Origin of the sequence: Nocardia ninae NBRC 108245 (assembly GCF_007990755.1) — a bacterium.
Classification (GTDB): domain Bacteria; phylum Actinomycetota; class Actinomycetes; order Mycobacteriales; family Mycobacteriaceae; genus Nocardia; species Nocardia ninae.
In genome coordinates this window covers 13,968-32,030 of the sequence record NZ_BJXA01000090.1, presented here as the reverse complement: position 1 = coordinate 32,030, position 18,063 = coordinate 13,968, and the positions used below count along the sequence as shown (strand labels likewise).

Sequence of the window (18,063 nt, the reverse complement as noted above, 5' to 3'; positions counted from 1 at the left end):
GCACCCGGTCGGGCTGGACCTGTCGATGGGCATGCTGGCGCGCGGCCGCGCCGCGATGGAGCGGGGCGGGCCGCAGGTGCCGCTGATCCAGGCAGGCGCCGAGACCCTGCCCTTCGCCGACGAATCGTTCGACCTGGCCTGCTCGGCGTTCGGCGCGATTCCGTTCGTCGCCGATTCCGCCCAGGTGATGCGTGAGGTTGCCCGGGTGCTGCGCCCCGGCGGCCGCTGGGTGTTCTCGGTGAACCACCCGATGCGCTGGATCTTCCCCGACGATCCCGGCCCGGCCGGGCTCACCGCCGCCATCCCCTACTTCGACCGCACTCCTTACGTCGAGGTGGACAGCGAGGGTGAGCCGACCTACGTCGAGCACCACCGCACCATCGGCGACCGGGTCCGCGAAATCGTGTCCGCCGGGTTGCTGGTGGTGGACATCGTCGAGCCGGACTGGCCGGAGTGGCTCGACCGCGAGTGGGGTCAGTGGAGCCCGTTGCGCGGCGAGATCTTTCCCGGCACCGCCATTTTCGTCACCGAGAAACCTGCGTGATGAAGACGACGGCGTCGGCGCCGTCGAGTGCGGCGGGGCTCAGCGGGCCGTAGCGCTGGTCGGTCGAGACGCGCGCCGTGACATCCGAATCCAGGGCGGCGGTCAGTAACCGCGTGGGGAACAGTGCCCGGTCCGTGGTCGCGGCCTGCAGAACGGCGTGCAAGCTGCGCGTATCATCTTGCGGCGCTGGGGCATTCACACACTGGCCGTAGTCCGCCGCGATGAAGACGTACTCGGTATCGAGGGTGGCGGCCGCGATCGCGCCTGCGCTCCACCAGCGCCACGAGAAGTCCGCGCCGTCCCAATGACCCTGCCAGCTCGACTCGGTCCGCTGGAGGTGGCTGTTGTGGGCGAACACGAGACAAGGCCCGCGATGCTTCTCGATGCGGACGATGTCGAGCAGGTTGTCCGCCATCATGCCGTCGCGCAGCCCGAGCAGGATGGAGACGCGGCCGGGACCGGGAGTGGCCATTGCGGCGTGGTAGCGGAGCAGTCCGTGCGCCATCCGGGCGAGCAGGTACGCGCGCTCGAAGTCGGTGTCGGAGCTGGCTCGTCGCAGACCGGGGGCCTCGGAGGTGTAGATCGCGAGGAGATCGTCGGCGGCCAGCCGCAGTGTGCGGGCGCGGTCGGTGTGGCCGATGGAGCGACCCGGATCCAGCATCGCTTCGGGGTTCGTCCAGTCGGCGTCGTCGCCGAGCAAAGTATCGAGCGTTTCGGTGTTGTGCGGAAGTCGTTCGGCGGGTAGATGTTCGAGCAGATAGGCGTATGCGCCGAGGAACGTGGCGCGCGGGCTCGGCGCAGCGGTGATCTCCGTCGGGGCGTCGAATCCGTAGCAGTGCACCTGGTATCGCGGATCACGGCCCGCGTTGTAGTCGCGCAGCCAGGCCACCAACTCGTGGTTGGATTGCCACGCATCGAAGCCGTGATTGAAGCCCGCCGCGACAACCTCGGCCAACTCGCCTTGGCCGGTACGCACGTAGTCGTCCACGACAGCCGCTGCGACGCAGTCGATTTCCAGGGCGATCGAGCGGTAGCCGTGGTGTTCGACCAGATACTGCAGAGCTTCGTTGCGTAGCAGCGGGAAGGCCTCGACGCCGTGGGTCGGCTCGCCGAGGCCGAGCAGGGCGGGCGGCCAGTCGAGGGTGTCGAGGAATCGGCCGATGGTCGCGCCGGCTTCGGCGTCGCCGCCGAAGTGGAGACCGATGTCGTGCACGGAGAGTTGCCTGGTCATGCGGTGCCTTTCTGGGTGTGTCATCAGGTACCTTCGACCGTATCGTTGAACAATCGGTTGAGACTTTTCCTCGTACCAGCTGGTAGATACGCGTCTCAACCTTCAAACTAGGGAGATGGCAGCGCGAACTCTGCGGCCCGCCGACCTGGCTCGTGAGCACGGTTTGTCCACTCAGGCGGTCCGCAACTACGAAGACGAGGGGATCCTCCCGGCTGCCGAGCGCAGCGACGCCGGATACCGCCGATACTCCGAGGTGCACGCTCGCGCGCTGCGTGCGTTCCTCGCCCTGCGTGTGGGTTACGGGCATCAGACGTCCGCCGCGATGCTGCGGGCCGCGCATCGAGGCGACGAGACCGCACTGTTCCGTCTCATCGACCAGGCGCACGCCGACCTGCTGCACGAACGCAAGACGCTCGATGAGGTCGCCGCAGCCCTCGACACCCTGGCCGCCGCGCCACGACCGGTCGAGGACCGGTCCCACGGCCTCACCATCGGCGCATTGGCGCATCGCCTCGGCATGCATCCCGCATCACTGCGCAAGTGGGAAGACGCGGGAATCCTTCGCCCGCACCGTGAACGGGCCACCGGCTACCGGATCTATCCGCCCGACGTCGTGCGCGACGCCCACCTGACCCGGCAACTCCGTCGCGGCGGTTATCCACTTCCCCGCATCAAACTCTTCGTGGATCACCTACGCGCCGTGGGAGATTCGGAGGACCTGTCGGATGTGCTCGAGGAATGGCGGGCCCGGCTCAATCAGCGCAGCCGGGTGATGCTCGCCGCCGCCCCGCACCTCGACGCCTACCTCAGCGCAGACCGGTCCGCCGAACGAGACATGGCGGCGGCGAAACGCGAGTAACCCCCGTCGCCTTGTTCTGTTGGGCGGCAGGGGCTTTCGTGAAAGACTGGTGGCGAAGTTCGCTTCGCCACCAGTCCTCGTGATCATGATTTAGGTTTCCGGCCCGCCTGTTCGAGCGCCAGCCGTAGGGCGAATTCGATTTGGGCGTTGATGCTGCGCAGGTCGTCGGCCGCCCACTTCGCGATCGCCTCGTGGACGGCCGGATCGAGCCGTAGCAGCAGCTTCTTGCGCTCAGCCATGGGCTTCGGCGCTCAGTTGTAGAGCGAGCCGGCGTTCACGACGGGCTGGGTGGCTCTGTCACCGCAGAGGACGACCAGCAGGTTCGAGACCATGGCGGCGCGGCGCTCCTCGTCCAGTTCCACCACACCCTGCTCGGTGAGCCGGTCGAGCGCGAGGCTGACCATGCCGACCGCGCCCTCGACGATCTGGGTGCGGGCGGCGACCACCTGGGAGGCCTGCTGCCGAACCAGCATGGCCTGGGCGATCTCCGGGGCGTAGGCGAGGTGGGTGATGCGGGCCTCGAGCACCTCGATGCCCGCCAGCATGGTGCGGTCGCGCAGCTCGACGGTGAGCTCCTCGGCCACCTCGCTGCCGTCACGCAGGCTGGTGCGGGTGTCGTCGTGCGAGTCGTAGGGGTGCGTGGTGGCCAGGTGCCGGACCGCGGCCTCGGACTGGGTCTGCACGTACTCCTCGTAGTCGTCCACGGCGAAGGCGGCCTTGAAGCTGTCGACCACCTTGTAGACCACCACGGCCGCGATCTCGACCGGGTTGCCGTCGGCGTCGTTGACCTTCAGCTTCTGCGTCTCGAAGTTACGCACGCGCAACGAGATTCGCTTGCGGTCGGTCAGCGGCAGCACCGAGTAGAAGCCGGGGTCGCTCACCGAACCGATGTAGCGGCCGAAGAACTGGACCACCTGCGCTTCGTTCGGGTTCACGATGATCAGGCCGGTCGCCGACAGCAGCAGCACGAGCACCAGGAAACTCGCGACGATCGCCCCGATGAGCGCGGGCAGGTTGCCGTTCTGCGCCGCCGCGACGTAGCCGAGCGCCGCCGCGCCGCCGAACAACAGGGTGAGCACCAGCCACGCCACCAGCACCAAGAAGCCGTTGACGTGTAATGCGGGCCGAAGCTTCATGACATCCTCCAGGTATCAAAGTGATATCACGAAGATAGCAGACAACGGTGCCGGTTGGCACCATCGAATTCGGGGAGCGAGCCCTGGGAACTCGAAGCAGAGATTCCCAGGGCAGCGGTGGCTCAGCCCGCGGCGGGACGGATGTTGCGGTTGAAGCGGAACATGTTGCGCGGGTCGTACTTTGCCTTCAGCTGCGCGAGGTGCGCGTAGGTGTCAGGGGTGTATCCGGCGCGGGTTTGGGTCTCGTCGGCATCGGCGCCCGCGCCGTAGAGGAAGTTGAGACTGTGGCCGATGGTCCACGGGGCGAGTGCACTGCGGATCTTGTCCTTGGCCGCAGTGGTGTCGTCGGGGTCGGTGATCACTCGGACGATGTAGGCGGCGTCGCGGTGGTCGACGACGGTGCCGTTCCCACTCGGGCTGCTCAGTGCCCCACCGAGGTGGCGGAGGTCGACGACCGCGTCTGTGTCGGAGTCCGGTCCTGTAGCGGAGAGCAAGGCGGACAACGTTTCTGCGGTGAACTCGCCGAGCAGTGCGTTGGTGGCCGCGTAGGCGTGCGGGTAATCGGGGTCGCTGTGGATGTTGTGCGATTCGGTGTAGGGCATCGTGCGCAGGTCGTCTTTCAGGCGGTCGCCCACGGCCCGCAGCGGGGCAACCAACCGTTCGCCTTCTGCGGCAGAACCGCTGAAGGCAATCCGGAACGAGGCCACGTAGCGGCCGCGCAGCGGGGCGGGAACCTGCGGGATGTCGGGGAAGGTCAGGGTGGCGACGGTGGAGGTCAGCTGACTGGGAACCGTTGCGGTCCACTGCCGCCAGACCTCGAGGACCTGCTCGACCAGCGGGGTGTCGAAAACGAGCTGGCCGCCGTACACCTCGGTGACGGGCAGCAGCGCCAGCTCGATCGCGGTGACCACGCCGAAGTTGCCGCCGCTGCCCAGAACCGCGCCGAACAGTTCGTCGCCGGGGACGAGCTTGCGCACGCGGCCGTCGGCGGTGACCAGCTCGACGGCGCGCACCTGCTCCGCGGCATAGCCGAATTCCCTTGCCAGCAGGCCGATTCCCCCGCCGAGCAGGTAGCCGACGACGCCGACCGAAGGCGAGGAACCGTTCAGCGGCGCGAGGCCGTGCGCCGCGGCTGCCTCGACCAGTGCGCCGGCGCGCACGCCGGCGCCGATGCGTGCCGTCTTTGCCGCGGGGTCGATGTCGATGCCGGTCATCCGGCGAGTACTGATCAGCACTCCCCCGTCGGCGGCGACCGACAGGCCGTGCCCGGTTGCCTGCACCGCGACCGGAAGATCTTGCCGCGCGGCGTATTCCACCGCAGCGCGGACGTCTTCGGCGTGCACGGCACCGACGACCAGCGCGGGCCGGTGCGTGTAGGCGGTCTGGAAGCCGGCGATCTCCTCGTCGTAGCCGGGGTCACCCGGGCGGAAGACAGGGCCGGTGAATGTGTCGATGGTGCGCTCTGCGGTGGTTCCCATGCCTTCGACGATGCTCGCCTCCGAGTCAGAAGTACAACAGATAGATCTTCTCGAAGTTAGAATCGATAGTTATGGAACTGCGTCAGCTCCGCTACTTCGTCACCGTGGTGGAGGAAGCCAATTTCACCCGCGCCGCCGCACGCCTGCACCTGGCACAACCGGGCCTGAGCGCACAGATCCGTCAGCTCGAACGCGAGCTCGGCCAGCAGCTACTCGACCGCGGCGGCCGCACGGTGACGCCGACCGAGATCGGCACCGCGGTACTGAAGCACGCCCGCGCCGCGCTCGCCGCCACCGAACGCATCACCGAGACCGTGGACGAGTTCACCGGCCTGCTGCGCGGCCACGTCCGCGTCGGCCTGATCTCCGGTGCCGCCACCGAGGAGCTCGACGTCGCCGCCGTACTCGCGGACTTCCACGACGACCACCCCCAGGTCGGCATCAGCCTCACCGAGGACACCTCGGAGCGCATGCTGGCCGCGCTGAGCCGCGGCGAACTGGACGTCGCGCTGGTCGGCTTGACCGGCGCGGCAATGGATTCCGGCATCGGCCTGGACGTGGTGCTGGAAACCGCCGTCGTCGCCGCGGTAGCCGCCGGCGACCGAACCCACGGCGCGGAGATCGCGCTTACCGACCTGCGCGATCACCCGCTGATCTGCCTGCCACCGGGCACCGGCATCCGCGGTGTCCTCGAACGCTCTTGCGCGGTAGTGGGGTTCGAGCCGAACATCGCCTTCGAAGCCGCCGCTCCCCCACTGCTGCTCCAGCTGGCCGCCCGCGGACTCGGCATCGCCGTGGTACCGGAGTTGACCGCCGCGGAAGCAAAAGCCTTCGGCGTCCGCACGATCCGCATCATCGAACCCGAGCTACACGGCCGGCTGGCCCTGGCCTGGCGCACCGACCGCCCCGCCGCCCCCGCGGCAAAAGTCCTCATCGGCCAGCTACGCATCGCACTGCGGCCATCGGAAATGGTTGCGCCAGAACCAAAGTAAGCCGCACACCCTTCGCCCTACCCGCACACCCGGTATAGGCGGTGTGCGGCTCAGGCAAAGGGTGTGCGGCTTAACGAGTATTAGAGGAGGCGGGACAGGAACGCTTGGGTGCGTTCGTGTTTGGGGTTGGCCAGCAGCTCGCGGGGGGCGCCTGCTTCGACGATTACTCCGGCGTCCATGAAGACCAGTTTGTCGGCTACCTCACGGGCGAAGCCCATTTCGTGGGTGACCACGACCATGGTCATGCCGGACTGGGCCAGTTCCCGCATCACCTGGAGCACCTCGCCGACGAGCTCCGGGTCCAGGGCCGAGGTGGGCTCGTCGAACAGCATCAGCTTGGGGTCCATGGCGAGGGCGCGGGCGATGGCCACGCGCTGCTGCTGGCCGCCGGACAGCTGGGCGGGGTAGGCATTCGCCTTCTCCGCCAAGCCGACTCGGTCGAGCAGCTCCTGCGCTTTGGCCATCGCATCGGCCTTGCGGACCTTCTTGACCTGGATCGGCGCCTCGATCACGTTCTCCAGCACGGTGCGGTGCGGGAACAGATTGAAATGCTGGAACACCATGCCGATTTCGCGGCGCTGCCGGGCCGCCTCGCGCGGATGCAGCTCGTAGAGCTTGCCGTTCTTCTCCTGGTAGCCGACGAGTTCGCCGTCCACGTACAGCCGACCGGCGTTGACCTGCTCGAGGTGGTTGATGCAGCGCAGGAAGGTGGACTTGCCCGAGCCGGACGGCCCGATCACGCACAGCACCTCGCCGCGCCCGATCTCCAGCGAGACACCCTTGAGCACCTGCAGCGCGCCGAAGTTCTTGCAGACCCGGTCCGCGACAATCATCGGTTGAGCGTCTTTGACGACACTCGTATCCGCACTCATTTCGCCTTCACAATCGTCTGGGCGTCGGCCAGATCCTGCAGCTGCTTACCGGTCAGCTGCCTGGACAGACCGCGCGAGTAGTAGCGCTCCAGGTAGAACTGCCCGACCATCAGCACGCTGGTGATCGCGAGGTACCAGGTGGCGGTGACCAGCAGCAGCGGAATCGGCTGGAAGTTCACGCCGTAGATCTCGCGGGCCCGGCCGTAGAGGTCGGTGCTCAACGGCAAGGCGGTGACCAGCGAGGTGGTCTTCAGCATGCCGATGAGCTCGTTGCCGGTGGGCGGGATGATCACCCGCATCGCCTGGGGCAGCACCGTCCTGCGCATGGTCAGGCTCCAGGACATGCCGAGCGCGGTCGAGGCCTCGCGCTGCCCTTCACCGACGGAATTGATGCCTGCGCGCACGATTTCGGCCATGTAGGCGGCTTCGTTGAGGCCCAGGCCGATCACCGCGAAGGTGAACGCGGCCTGCATGTTCTGCACGTTCAGCTCGAACAGGTGCGGGCCCCACGGGACGCCGAGCACGATCTGCTTGTACAGCGACGGGAACAGGCCCCAGAACACCAACTGCACGAAAACCGGTGTGCCACGGAAGATCCAGAGATACACCCAGGCCGCCGAGCGCAGCACCGGGTTCGGCGACAGCCGCATCACCGCGAGCAGCGTGCCGAGCGAGACGGCGATCGCCATGGCGAGCACGGTCAGTTCGAGCGTGACCACCGCACCGGCGAGAATCCGGCTGTCGAACAGGTACTTCCGGTAAGTACCCCACTGGTATGCGTCATTGGTCGCGGCACCGTAGACGAACAGTCCGACGAGCACCAGGATGACCGCGGCGGCGATCCACCGGCCGGGCCTACGCAGCGGAACCGCTTTGATCGGTTCCGGTTCGCTGGCATCCTTCGCCACACCGGGCCCGGGGTCACCGGGCTCCGGCTTGGTTTCGTTCGAGGTCATGCGATCAGCTCGCGGCGCCGTTGATGACCGACTTGGTGATGGCGCCTTCCTCGACGCCCCAGTTCTTGGCGATCTCCAGGTACTTGCCGTTGTCGACCAGGCTCTGCACGGCCTGCTGCAGCACGGCGGCCAGCGGCGAACCCTTGGCCACGGCCCAGCCGTAGAGCGCCGCACCGTAGGCCGCCGCGCTGGTCTTCTCGATCTTGCCTTCGCTCTTCTGGATCGCGTACACCGTCACCGGCAGGTCGGCTGCCATGGCGTCGACCTGGCCGAGCATCAGCGCGTTGGTCGCGGCGCTCTGCTCCTCGAAAGACTTGATGTCGATCGCGGGCTTGCCTTCGTCCTGGCACTTCTTGCTTCGGGCCGGCAGATCGTCGGTGTCCTGGATGGTGGTGGCCTGCACGGCGACCCGCTTGCCACAGGCGTTGTCCGGGTCGACCGGCTTGCCCTTCTGCTGCGCCCACTGGGTGCGCACGTTGAAGTAGGTCGTGAAGTCGACCTGCTGCTCGCGCTCCTTGGTGTCGGTGATCGACGACATACCGACGTCGTAGGTGCCTGCCTGAATGGTGGGGATGATCTTCTCGAAGGCGGACTCGAGGTACTCGGCCTTCACACCCAAGGTGGCGGCGACGGCATCCATCAGGTCGACGTCGTAGCCGACGATCTTGCCGCTGGGATCCTTGTACTCGTTGGGCTGGTACGGAATGTTCACGCCGACAACGAGCTTGCCGGACTGCTTGATCTTGTCGGGGAGCTGCGCCGCGATCGAGTCGTTCTTCTCGACCTTCACCTTCTCCACGGCGGGGCCGGAGTCTTCGGTGTTACTACAGCCCGTCAGGACAAGTGCGCCTCCGGCGAGTACGCACACCGCCTGCAGGGCGCGCCTGCCAAGAACCGATCGAACAGACACAGCAGCCCTCCACATTTCGGATTCAAGAAACCCGGGTGTCACCACCCGTTGGCAATCTAAGCGACCGAGACGCTTCGTGCTGGACAGTAACGGAACTTTCATCCGTTCCTTGCTGAACACTCCGGGCTACCACACTCTGACTACCGGCGGTGGACCCTAGCACAAACTTGTTCGGTGAACTCGCTGGTCGATGCCAGTCCGCCCAGGTCCGCCGTGGCGATGCCCGCTTCGAACGCGGCGGCGACACCCCGTTCGATGCGTTCGGCGGCGTGCTGGAGGTCGCCGCGCCGGTCGCGAGTCCCCAACCAGCGCAACAGCATTGCCGCCGACAATTGCAGAGCGGCGGGGTTGGCGCGGTTGCGCCCCGCGATGGTCGGCGCCGCGCCGTGCACCGCCTGCGCCATGGCGTGGATGGCCGAGCAGTTGAGCGAAGCGGCCAGGCCGAGCGACCCGCTCAGCTCGCCGGCCAGGTCGGAGAGGATGTCGCCGAACAGGTTCTCGGTGACCAGCACGTCGTAGTCGGCGGCCGCGCGGACGAGGTGGGCGGCCGTCGCGTCGACGTGTTCGTCGGTGACCTCGACCCCGGGATAGGCGTGGGCAATTTCATAGCACACGTCGCGGAACAGACCCATCGTCATCGGCAGCACGTTGGCCTTGTGCACAATGGTCAGTCGCTTGCGGCGCGTCGTGGCGAGCCGCAGGGCCTCGTGCGCAATCCGCTCACAGGCCTGCCTGGTCACCACGCCGACCATCATGGCGACGTCCTCGGTCGGCCGGAACTCCCCCGACCCGGCGAACATATTGCGATCGGCGTAGAAACCCTCGCTGTTCTCCCGGACGATCACCAGATCGATCGTCGGCGCCGCCGCACGCACACCGGCGAACGCGCGGGCCGGACGGATGTTGGCGTACAGCCCGAAACGCTTGCGAATGGCGCCGCCCGGCGCGACCGCGGTGCGGTGCTCCGCCGGGTAGGAGGCATTGTCGTGCGGGCCGAGGATCCAGGCATCCACGCCGTCCAACGCCTGCAAGGTCTGTTCCGGCAACGGGTCGCCGTGTTCTTCGATGGCCCGATGCCCCATCAGCAGCGGCACCCATTCGATCGGCGCGGCACCCGCGGCCGACACCGCCTCGTCGACGACCCGTCGGGTGGCCTGCACCACTTCCGGTCCGATGCCGTCGCCGTCTATCAGTCCCAGTCGCACCAGATCATCCTCGCGCCGCGCTCCGCCAACGGGTGCACCGACCCACCGACCGCTACCGTCCGGAGACCATCTGGTCAGGCGGGATTTCCCGGCGACAAGCCTGGGTATACGGCCAGGGGACGGCGATCGGTGCCGCGCGCGCCGATCGGCCGTGGATGATTTAGGCAATGGCCGGCGTTGTAGTCGGCATACCGAATACGAGAGGACGTCATGGCCACCCAGACGCTGACCCAGCAGAATTTTGACGAGGTAGTCACCGGAAACGACGTGGTACTCGTCGATTTCTGGGCTGAGTGGTGCGGCCCGTGCAAGAGCTTCGCACCCACCTTCGAGGCCTCTTCGGAGAAGCACGCCGATGTCGTGTACGGCAAGGTCGACACCGAGTCCGAGCAGGGGCTCGCGGCCGCCGCCAACATCCGCTCCATCCCGACCATCATGGCCTTCCGGGAGGGTGTGCTGGTGTTCGCACAGCCCGGCGCGCTGCCCGCCGCCGCGCTGGAAGACCTGGTCACCCAGGTGAAGGAGCTCGACATGGACGAGGTGCGCAAGCAGCTCGCCGAGCAGCAGGCCGGCGCCGAGCAGTAACTCGCTGAATCAGAAGGGCCGTTCGTCGCGCGTGCGAGGAACGGCCCTTCTGCTGTGTTCAGCTACCGAGCAGATTGACGCCGGCAATCATCGCGCGAACCGTCGATTCCGCGCCGTCGTCGGCCAGGGCGGCACCCCAGCCGCGCCGGCCGTTGCACTCGCACTGCACGAAGGTCGCGGTGCCCTCGCCGGTGCGACGCTGGTGGAACTGCAGAATTTCGACGTGGTAGCCCTCCTCGTAGAGGGCCGAGGTCATCGCCGCGACGAGGCTGCCGGAGGCGACCACCGTGCGCAGGTGGTCGGTGAACTCCAGCGTCACGGCGAAATCGGCGCTTCGGCTACCCCCGGGCGACCAGTCACCGAGCCGAATCGGCCCGGTGTGCTCGCAGTAGCGGTCGTGGAACTGCGCCGGGGTGAGGTCGGCACTTTCGTGGCGCAGACCCTTGGGGGCGGCGGCATGGAACGCGTGGGTATCGAGAGTGAGGATTGTCATTGAAAGTAGGTCTTCCCGAGGAATGTCGTGGCTCAGTTGACAGAGGGGACCAGCACTAACAAGTCATTCAGCCCGCAGCGAGGGGGCCGGTCCGAATCAGACCCCGCTACGGCGGGTTACTACGAGGAGAAGTCGCCGCTGCGCCACCATCGCGGTAAGCGGAATTAGCGCGGCGCTGTCGCGGTCTGCGACGTTGAGCGCTGCGCTGTGGCGGTCGGCGGGATTCGGCACGCGCTTGAGGATAGGGACATCCCAGCGCAATAGCAACCATATTTGACGCCCGATTTGTCTACCGGCCGGTAGCCTTTGCCCAGCTCAGGGGCGCAGAGCGGCAATGCGGGCCGATCACGGCCGTTATACGCGGCACATGTTCAGCTCGGCGTCATCTACGCGACATCTGCGCAGGCGTGTCGGGAGGGCGTGTCGCGTTCGTGAAACGACGAGATCCGGGCCCGTGGACCCGGATCGCGTGACGTGGACCTCGCACTGAGTGCGGTTGGATCAGTCGGCGACGACCTCGTTCAACTTGCCGGTGGCCACGTCGAAGATGAAGCCACGGATCGAATCCTTGTGCGGCACGAACGGACTCGCGACGATGCGGGCAATCGATTGGCGCACATCGGTTTCCAGGTCCGTGAACGCCTCCGCCGCCCACTCCGGCTTGATGCCGACCTCCTGCTGGATCGACGACTTGAAGTCGTCGTCGGTAAAAGTGAGCATGCCGCAGTCGGTGTGGTGGATCAGGATGATCTCGCGGGTACCGAGCAGGCGCTGGCTGATCGCGAGCGAGCGGATCTCGTCGGCGGTGATCACGCCGCCCGCGTTCCGGATGACGTGCGACTCCCCCTCCTGAATGCCAAGCGCCCCATAGACATTCAGCCTGGCGTCCATGCACGCGACCACCGCGACATGCTTGGCGGGCGGCAGCGGCAGCGGGCCGGGGAAGCTGCTCGCATAGTCTGCGTTGTTCTGCAGGTACTCATCGGTGACGGTCATGGGCGGTCCCCTGCGTTAGGTATGCGTGGCTGCTTATATGTGGCGTGGCCCACGATAAATACGCGCGGGCGTGCGCGGACCGGTCCTGCTCACCGTGATTCGTTTACTGGCGTGCCGACAGCGACACATGCTCACCTCACATTGCGGGGCCGACTAACCGACGAGCGGAGGTCGCAGTGCCTGCCGCGGGAATCGGGTCGCACAGCGCAGCAACAGGACATGGGAGAGACTGCGAGCGCGCATTTGGTTGACGGTGGCGGCGATATAGAGATCGCGGTCCGGGACGTAATAGAGAACGGTGCCGAAAGCGCCCGAGTGGCCGATCATGACCGGAGCGGGCGTGGCGGGGGTTTGCCAGCGTGGCACTCGGTAGCGCATCAGCCCGATGCCGTAGTGGATGGGCACGAGGGGCGAGAACACCGAATGCCACTGTGCGGTCATCTCGGTGAGGTATTCAGCGGGGAACACCCGGCCGGCGACGAAGGCGCGCAGGAAGCGCAGTTGATCGGTTGCTGTCGACACCATCGCGCCGTCGGGCGGGAACGAGGCGATCGCCTCCGGAATGCGCAGCGGCGTGCGACCGTGCCGCAGTGTGGCGACCTCGTCGTACCGGTCCACAGTTTGCGGGGTGAACAGCCAGGTGCTGGACAAGCCCAGCGGTTCGAGCACGCGTCGGCGCAGTGCGTCCTCGAAGCGGCCGGCGGTGACGACCTCGATGATCCGCCCGAGTAGCTGATAGTTGGTGTCGCAGTACTGGGCTCGGCCGGGCGCCGACGGAGGGAATCGACTGGGCATGCTTCTGGCTCGCTCGAGGAAGTCCTCGAAAGTCCAGGCGGCATCGGAGCGGAGCATACTCTCGGCGAGGGTGGCGCCGTCAGGCCCCTTCTGCTCGTAATAGTCTGGTATTCCAGATGTTTGGGCCAGCAGCTCGCGCACCGTGATCGCCGGACCGTAATCGTGCCCGCCGTGCACGTTGAGCCCGCGCATCGTGTCCGCGCCGAGCAGCTCCGCCGCGCGGGTCTCCAGTGTGAGGGCGTGCTCCGCGCGCAACTGCATGATCATCGCGACGGTGTAGAGCTTGGTGATACTCGCGATGAAGTACGGCTGATCGGTATCGCCATAACCCCAGGTGAAACCGGAGGCGGGTTGCTCGATCGCGGCGCTGAACGCCGACACCTTCGGATCGGCCGCGTACCGCGCCGCGATCCGGTCGAGCTCGGTCGATACCTGGGTGCTCATCGAGCGCTCCGCTCCAGCCGTCGCTGCGTGTTGTCGAGCCAGACGAGTTCGGCTTCGGCGACGGTGATGCCGTAGTCGAGGGTGGCCAGCCGCAGCGCCTGTCCGGTATCGGCGGCCTCGGCGGGGACAGCGACCGCTCGCAGCGCCGCCAGCTGCTCACTCACCTCCCGACGACGGGCGTCCAGCAGTTCGCGTAGCCGCTCGGGCGGCAACCTATCCGCGAAGAACAAGCGAGCCAGGAATGGATCGCGCGTCGGCGGCGTCCGCAACGGCGAGGCGAGCCAGGCGTCCAGCTCGGCCAGGCCGGGCTCGGTGACGCTGTGCACGTGCATGTTCGGGCGTTCTTCCTGCACCACGGTGCGCCGGGCAGCCAGCCCGCCGTCCACCAGATCCGCGAGCGTGCGATACACCTGCGACTGATCCGCCGCCCAGAAATGCCCGACGCTCTCGTCGATCACCTTCTTCAGCCCGTAGCCGCTCATCGGCTTGATGGAGAGCAGGCCGAGGACCGCGTGACGCAGAGACATGCATATACGTTAGATCATATATATGCGGTGTCCAATATATCCGTCTGGTTCTGCAACGGCGGTAGTGCGGGGCAACAGCGTGAGGCCAGGCCGCTGGCCTCACCACCAATTCGAGATGGGCCTAGCCGATTCGGTGACGCAGCCGGACGGCGACACAGCATTCAATGAGAGTCGGACGTGCCCTTCGCAACCCCGCTTCACCGACAGGAACGACTCTGATGACCGGTGCGAGCAAGGGCTGCGAGAACGGTTCGGCCGCCATGCGGCTTGACCTTGACGCTGCGTCAGGGTCGGAGGCTTTACACATGATCAACAACACCACCTCCGCGGCTCGGCTGGCTCCCCCGATCGGCGGATTCCAGGAGATCGGAGGCCGCCGGATTTTCCTGCACCGGTTGGGTAGTGGCGGGCCGGCCGTCGTGTTCTTGCCTGGCGCCAGCGCCGTCGGTCTGGACTATTTGGGTGTCCAGCAACAGGTTTCGCAGTTCACTACGGCGGTGCTGTACGACCGTGGCGGCACGGGCTACAGCGATCCGATCCCGTTGCCGCGCACCGTCACCGCCGTCGCCACGGAACTACACGAGTTGCTACACGCCCAGCAGATCCCCGCTCCGTACGTGCTCGCACCGCACTCACTCGGCGCCTTCTACGCGTTTCGGTTCGCACAGCTGTACCCGCAGGAAGTCGCCGGGCTGGCCTGGTTGGACGGTCTGCACCGCGACTGGGACGACTTCATGCCACCGTCGGCGTCCTTTGCCGAGTTCGAGCGGCAGGCACCCGGTCCTGAGCAGCTCGAACAGCTGCGGCCGACCCTGCGCGCGATGAACGCCGAGCTGTTCGCGGACTACCCGGAGCAGGTGCGGCAATCGCTGATCGAGGCCAAGGACAGTGCCGAATGGCGCGCGGTCGGCGTCGCCGAGCGCAGCACGCTGGCCGCGCTCGCGGCCGAATTGCAAGCTGGACCGAACATTCCGGACGTGCCGGTGGTGGCGCTCAGTGTGTTGGGCGAGGACCCCACGCAGGATGCGGCGACATTGCGCGCGATGCAGGACGGCCGTAAGCGAATGGACGCGGCACTGGTGGATTCGGTCTCGCACGGCGAGCAACGGATACTCACCGACACCGTGCACCACCGGCTGTGCTTCGACCGCCCCGATGCGGTGGTCCAAGCGATTCGCGATGTGATCGACCGGGCGCACAGCTGAGTGCATCCACCCGACGCCGTAGCCACGAGACAACCCACGACGCGATCGACCAGGCACACAGCCGAGTACACCCACCCGACGCCGTAGCCACGAGACAACCCACGACGCGATCGACCAGGCACACAGCCGAGTACACCCACCCGACGCCGCGGCCGCAAGACAATCCACGACGTGGTCGCCTGAGCACGCGGCTGAGTGCCCCCACTCCGGCGGCCCCGTCGGCGTACCGCCCTAGACTCGACGCGATTATCTTTCGCGACGATCCGAGGAGGACGGTGCTCACGATCGGCCAGTTGGCGGCGACCGCCGGCGTGACCGTGCGCACCGTCCGGCACTACACTCAGGTCGGGCTGTTGCTCGAGCCCGAGCGCGATGCGTCGGGGTATCGCCGCTACAGCGCGCAGGCGGCGGTGGATCTCATCCGGATCAGGACGCTCGCCGACGCTGGTGTGCCGCTGGCCCGGATCGACGTGTTGCTGCATGCCGAGCCGACCGAGTTCGCCGCCGCCATCACCGACATCGACGCGACGTTGCGACGCAAGATCGATGAACTCAGCGAATACCGCCGCCGGATCGCGGAATTGGCCGGTGGCGAAAGCCTGGTCCTGCCCGCCGATGTGGTCGCCATCCTGGACCGGATGCGGGACCTCGGGGTGAGCGAGCAGCGGGTGCGCCTCGAACGCGACGCGTGGATCCTGATGCAGGCACTGGAGCCCCACGTCATGCCGCAGCGAATACGGGACAAGAACGCCGGTTTGGACGACCCAGAGACGCTGCGCCTGTATCTCGCCTGCGATCAATCGGTCGAGTGGGATCCGCAAGACCCCCGTCTGGACCAACTTATCGATGACCTGGACGCCTGGGAGATCCGGCACGAACGCGACGGCGGTGCGTCCGGATACCTGAAGCTGGTCACTGCACAGATCTCCGAGGCGTCACCGGCCTGGCAGCGCGTCCTCGAGGTGCTCGCGCATCGCGCCAAGCAGCGCCGGACCGTGGCATCCGGCACCTGACCTCGATCCGCGGCACGCCACCGATGCCAAGGGCCACCGCAACATTGCTTGCTGCACACAACGTCGCGATGCAGCCGTTAGCGCGCCGGGACTCGCTGTTTCGAATCAGACTGTCACGCCGCTGCGTCGACCAGGCCGTCACGCCCCCGGCGGCGAATCAGACTGTTAGGCCGCTGCGTTGAGCCAGGCCGTCACGCCCCCGCATCGAAGCGACCGTCACGCCCGCCGCATCGAGCCAGACCGCCAGGCCGCTGCGTCGAGCCGGGCCTCACGCCGCCGCATCGAACCAGTCCGCAGGACTGCCGGTCAGGCCCGACTGGGGAACTAGTCGGCAGACCGAGGTTCCGGATCGATGGCAAGGCCCCAAATGAGCTGCTCGATCACCGAGCGGACCGCCGCGGTGTCCGCGATGACGTCTTCGGTGTGCGCGAGGTATTGCGCGGCTTCGTCCAGCGCGCCGACGACGACCAGCGCCAGCGGCCGCACGGGTTGCGGTCTGATTCGCCCCGCGGCGATGGCCGCGGCCAACTCGTTCTCCACCAGACCGATCGTGTGCCGCAGTTCGATCTCCCGCCACCGGCGCCAACCGAGCACCGCGGGACCGTCCAGCAGCGCGATCCGTTGCACTTCCGGGGCGGTCGAGGCCTGCAACCAGGCCAGGCAGCCGACGATCAGGTCGGCGAGTGGATCATCGGAATGCGACGCGGCGACCGCGGTGCCGATCACCTGGACCAGGCTGCGTTCGAGATCTTCGAATACCGCCTCGAACAGCTCGCGTTTCTCGCTGAACTGATGGTAGAGCGCACCACGACTCACCCCCGCCGCCTCGGCCACCGCGACCGTGCTCACCGCGCCATATCCGTGCTGCCCGAACAGTTCTCGCGCGGCCCGGATCACCGCACCTCGGGTCGAGGCCGAACGTTCGGCTTGGGTTCGACGATCAGCGTTCATAGCGACGTCGAAGTCTAGGGCAGCACCGAATCCGGCTTCGATCCGAGCCACCGCACCCCTTGACCGGCGGTGCCGGCATCCAGGAACATACAGTCAGCCTGTTTGTATGTCAGAAGGATTCAGCATTATGTCCGCGAGCACCACCGAGCTGTTCGAGCGCTATCACGCCTGCTGGGCCGACCGCGCTCCCGACCGCATCGTCGAATTGCACACGCCCGACTCGATTTTCCACCTGCACTCCGGGAGCGAGCCCGCCCGTGGCCGCGCCGAAATCCGCGCCGCCGCCGCGCAAACCTTCGCCTTGGTCCCCGATCTCACCTTCCACCTGGTCAATCTGCGGGTCGGCGACGATTTCTGGGTGGTCCAGTGGCGGCTGACCGGCACCTCGGTCACCGGCAACCCCGTCGAGGTCGACATCGCGGACCTGGTCCTGGTCGCGAACGGCGCGGTGCGCGAAAAACACACCTACGTAGACGGAGTGGCGATGCAAGCCGCCCTGGCCGCGCCCGCCGACATCGCCTGACCGAGGGCCTGCGGACTGGCGCCCCTTTGCGCGACCCGATAAGTCGTGGCGCGCAGTGGTTATCAGCCCGCCACGGAACGAGATCGACAGGGCGCTGATGGGTTCGGCGCACTGCCACCGTCAGCGCGCGGCGCCGACAATCCGGTCCATCGACCGCACTGGATCCTCGGCCGCCACGGTCTCTCCTGGCATGCCATCTGGTAGCGCCACCATGTCCCACCGGCGGCAACCTCCACCCACACCGGACACCACCGCGACATCCACCATGCCCCCTCGGGAAAGGCCGTCGGCGCCGAACGGGACGCCACGGCGGCATTCACCGAGTGAAGCCTCCGCCATATCCCGCTC

At 66.9% G+C, this 18,063-nt stretch carries 21 protein-coding genes; 7 read left to right on the top strand and 14 right to left on the bottom strand.

Going from position 1 to position 18,063, the window contains the following annotated elements; all coding sequences use genetic code 11:
- A partial coding sequence (locus NN4_RS38450; protein WP_147141531.1) for a class I SAM-dependent methyltransferase occupies nucleotides 1–544 on the top strand: 544 nt, incomplete at its 5' end.
- Here NN4_RS38450 and NN4_RS38445 read toward each other — a convergent pair.
- Nucleotides 525–1,799: an erythromycin esterase family protein gene (locus NN4_RS38445; protein ID WP_246181315.1), complete on the bottom strand. Its 1,275-nt coding sequence runs from the start codon at nucleotides 1,797–1,799 to the stop codon at nucleotides 525–527. The two genes, NN4_RS38450 and NN4_RS38445, sit on opposite strands and share 20 nt — an antisense overlap.
- Before the next feature lie 91 nt (nucleotides 1,800–1,890).
- Between NN4_RS38445 and NN4_RS38440 the strand changes: the two genes are divergently transcribed.
- Nucleotides 1,891–2,634: a MerR family transcriptional regulator gene (locus NN4_RS38440; protein ID WP_246181314.1), complete on the top strand. Its 744-nt coding sequence runs from the start codon at nucleotides 1,891–1,893 to the stop codon at nucleotides 2,632–2,634.
- Between the two features lie 83 nt (nucleotides 2,635–2,717).
- Here the strand turns inward: NN4_RS38440 and NN4_RS45445 are convergent, their stop codons facing one another.
- From NN4_RS45445 to NN4_RS38430, 3 genes are all read right to left on the bottom strand, one after another.
- Nucleotides 2,718–2,873, bottom strand: coding sequence for a type II toxin-antitoxin system antitoxin (locus tag NN4_RS45445; protein ID WP_186818832.1), 156 nt, complete (start codon nucleotides 2,871–2,873; stop codon nucleotides 2,718–2,720).
- Between the two features lie 12 nt (nucleotides 2,874–2,885).
- On the bottom strand, nucleotides 2,886–3,770 hold the full coding sequence (locus tag NN4_RS38435) for an SPFH domain-containing protein (RefSeq protein WP_147141528.1): 885 nt from the start codon (nucleotides 3,768–3,770) through the stop codon (nucleotides 2,886–2,888).
- A gap of 122 nt (nucleotides 3,771–3,892) precedes the next feature.
- The gene (locus NN4_RS38430; protein ID WP_147141525.1) at nucleotides 3,893–5,248 is read right to left on the bottom strand and encodes an FAD-binding oxidoreductase; all 1,356 of its coding nucleotides are present in this window, start codon (nucleotides 5,246–5,248) and stop codon (nucleotides 3,893–3,895) included.
- Between the two features lie 71 nt (nucleotides 5,249–5,319).
- On the opposite strand from NN4_RS38430, the gene NN4_RS38425 reads away from it, so the two are divergent.
- On the top strand, nucleotides 5,320–6,240 hold the full coding sequence (locus NN4_RS38425; RefSeq protein WP_147141522.1) for a LysR family transcriptional regulator: 921 nt from the start codon (nucleotides 5,320–5,322) through the stop codon (nucleotides 6,238–6,240).
- 80 nt (nucleotides 6,241–6,320) lie between these two features.
- Here the strand turns inward: NN4_RS38425 and NN4_RS38420 are convergent, their stop codons facing one another.
- From NN4_RS38420 to NN4_RS38405, 4 genes are all read right to left on the bottom strand, one after another.
- Nucleotides 6,321–7,073, bottom strand: a complete 753-nt coding sequence (locus NN4_RS38420) for an amino acid ABC transporter ATP-binding protein (protein ID WP_135235999.1) — start codon at nucleotides 7,071–7,073, stop codon at nucleotides 6,321–6,323.
- 35 nt (nucleotides 7,074–7,108) lie between these two features.
- On the bottom strand, nucleotides 7,109–8,068 hold the full coding sequence (locus NN4_RS38415; RefSeq protein ID WP_246181313.1) for an amino acid ABC transporter permease: 960 nt from the start codon (nucleotides 8,066–8,068) through the stop codon (nucleotides 7,109–7,111).
- A 4-nt stretch (nucleotides 8,069–8,072) separates the two neighbouring features.
- A complete protein-coding gene (locus tag NN4_RS38410; RefSeq protein ID WP_167769008.1) occupies nucleotides 8,073–8,993 on the bottom strand; it encodes an ABC transporter substrate-binding protein in 921 nt (306 codons plus the stop codon).
- Between the two features lie 125 nt (nucleotides 8,994–9,118).
- Nucleotides 9,119–10,183, bottom strand: coding sequence for an isocitrate/isopropylmalate dehydrogenase family protein (locus tag NN4_RS38405; RefSeq protein WP_186818831.1), 1,065 nt, complete (start codon nucleotides 10,181–10,183; stop codon nucleotides 9,119–9,121).
- 210 nt (nucleotides 10,184–10,393) lie between these two features.
- On the opposite strand from NN4_RS38405, the gene trxA reads away from it, so the two are divergent.
- On the top strand, nucleotides 10,394–10,768 hold the full coding sequence (gene trxA, locus NN4_RS38400; RefSeq protein ID WP_135235996.1) for a thioredoxin: 375 nt from the start codon (nucleotides 10,394–10,396) through the stop codon (nucleotides 10,766–10,768).
- Nucleotides 10,769–10,826: 58 nt separating this feature from the next.
- Here trxA and NN4_RS38395 read toward each other — a convergent pair whose 3' ends face one another.
- The 4 genes from NN4_RS38395 to NN4_RS38380 all read right to left on the bottom strand — a co-directional run bounded on the left by NN4_RS38395 (nucleotide 10,827) and on the right by NN4_RS38380 (nucleotide 14,023).
- The gene (locus NN4_RS38395) at nucleotides 10,827–11,261 is read right to left on the bottom strand and encodes a 2-isopropylmalate synthase (RefSeq protein ID WP_147141519.1); all 435 of its coding nucleotides are present in this window, start codon (nucleotides 11,259–11,261) and stop codon (nucleotides 10,827–10,829) included.
- A 501-nt stretch (nucleotides 11,262–11,762) separates the two neighbouring features.
- On the bottom strand, nucleotides 11,763–12,257 hold the full coding sequence (locus tag NN4_RS38390; protein ID WP_147141517.1) for a beta-class carbonic anhydrase: 495 nt from the start codon (nucleotides 12,255–12,257) through the stop codon (nucleotides 11,763–11,765).
- 153 nt (nucleotides 12,258–12,410) lie between these two features.
- The gene (locus tag NN4_RS38385; protein ID WP_147141514.1) at nucleotides 12,411–13,496 is read right to left on the bottom strand and encodes a serine hydrolase domain-containing protein; all 1,086 of its coding nucleotides are present in this window, start codon (nucleotides 13,494–13,496) and stop codon (nucleotides 12,411–12,413) included.
- Nucleotides 13,493–14,023, bottom strand: a complete 531-nt coding sequence (locus tag NN4_RS38380) for a PadR family transcriptional regulator (RefSeq protein WP_147141511.1) — start codon at nucleotides 14,021–14,023, stop codon at nucleotides 13,493–13,495. The genes NN4_RS38385 and NN4_RS38380 overlap by 4 nt, the downstream gene beginning before the upstream one ends.
- A 305-nt stretch (nucleotides 14,024–14,328) precedes the next feature.
- Here NN4_RS38380 and NN4_RS38375 point away from each other — a divergent pair, with 305 nt between their 5' ends.
- Together NN4_RS38375 and NN4_RS38370 are read left to right on the top strand one after the other, a co-directional pair.
- Nucleotides 14,329–15,228, top strand: coding sequence for an alpha/beta fold hydrolase (locus NN4_RS38375; protein WP_147141506.1), 900 nt, complete (start codon nucleotides 14,329–14,331; stop codon nucleotides 15,226–15,228).
- Nucleotides 15,229–15,503: 275 nt separating this feature from the next.
- Nucleotides 15,504–16,241, top strand: coding sequence for a MerR family transcriptional regulator (locus tag NN4_RS38370; protein ID WP_147141504.1), 738 nt, complete (start codon nucleotides 15,504–15,506; stop codon nucleotides 16,239–16,241).
- 324 nt (nucleotides 16,242–16,565) lie between these two features.
- Here NN4_RS38370 and NN4_RS38365 read toward each other — a convergent pair whose 3' ends face one another.
- Nucleotides 16,566–17,192, bottom strand: coding sequence for a TetR/AcrR family transcriptional regulator (locus NN4_RS38365; protein WP_147141501.1), 627 nt, complete (start codon nucleotides 17,190–17,192; stop codon nucleotides 16,566–16,568).
- A 127-nt stretch (nucleotides 17,193–17,319) separates the two neighbouring features.
- On the opposite strand from NN4_RS38365, the gene NN4_RS38360 reads away from it, so the two are divergent.
- Nucleotides 17,320–17,715: a nuclear transport factor 2 family protein gene (locus tag NN4_RS38360; protein WP_186818830.1), complete on the top strand. Its 396-nt coding sequence runs from the start codon at nucleotides 17,320–17,322 to the stop codon at nucleotides 17,713–17,715.
- A gap of 120 nt (nucleotides 17,716–17,835) precedes the next feature.
- Here the strand turns inward: NN4_RS38360 and NN4_RS38355 are convergent, their stop codons facing one another.
- Nucleotides 17,836–18,054: a hypothetical protein gene (locus NN4_RS38355; protein ID WP_147141496.1), complete on the bottom strand. Its 219-nt coding sequence runs from the start codon at nucleotides 18,052–18,054 to the stop codon at nucleotides 17,836–17,838.
- Nucleotides 18,055–18,063 lie beyond the last annotated feature (9 nt).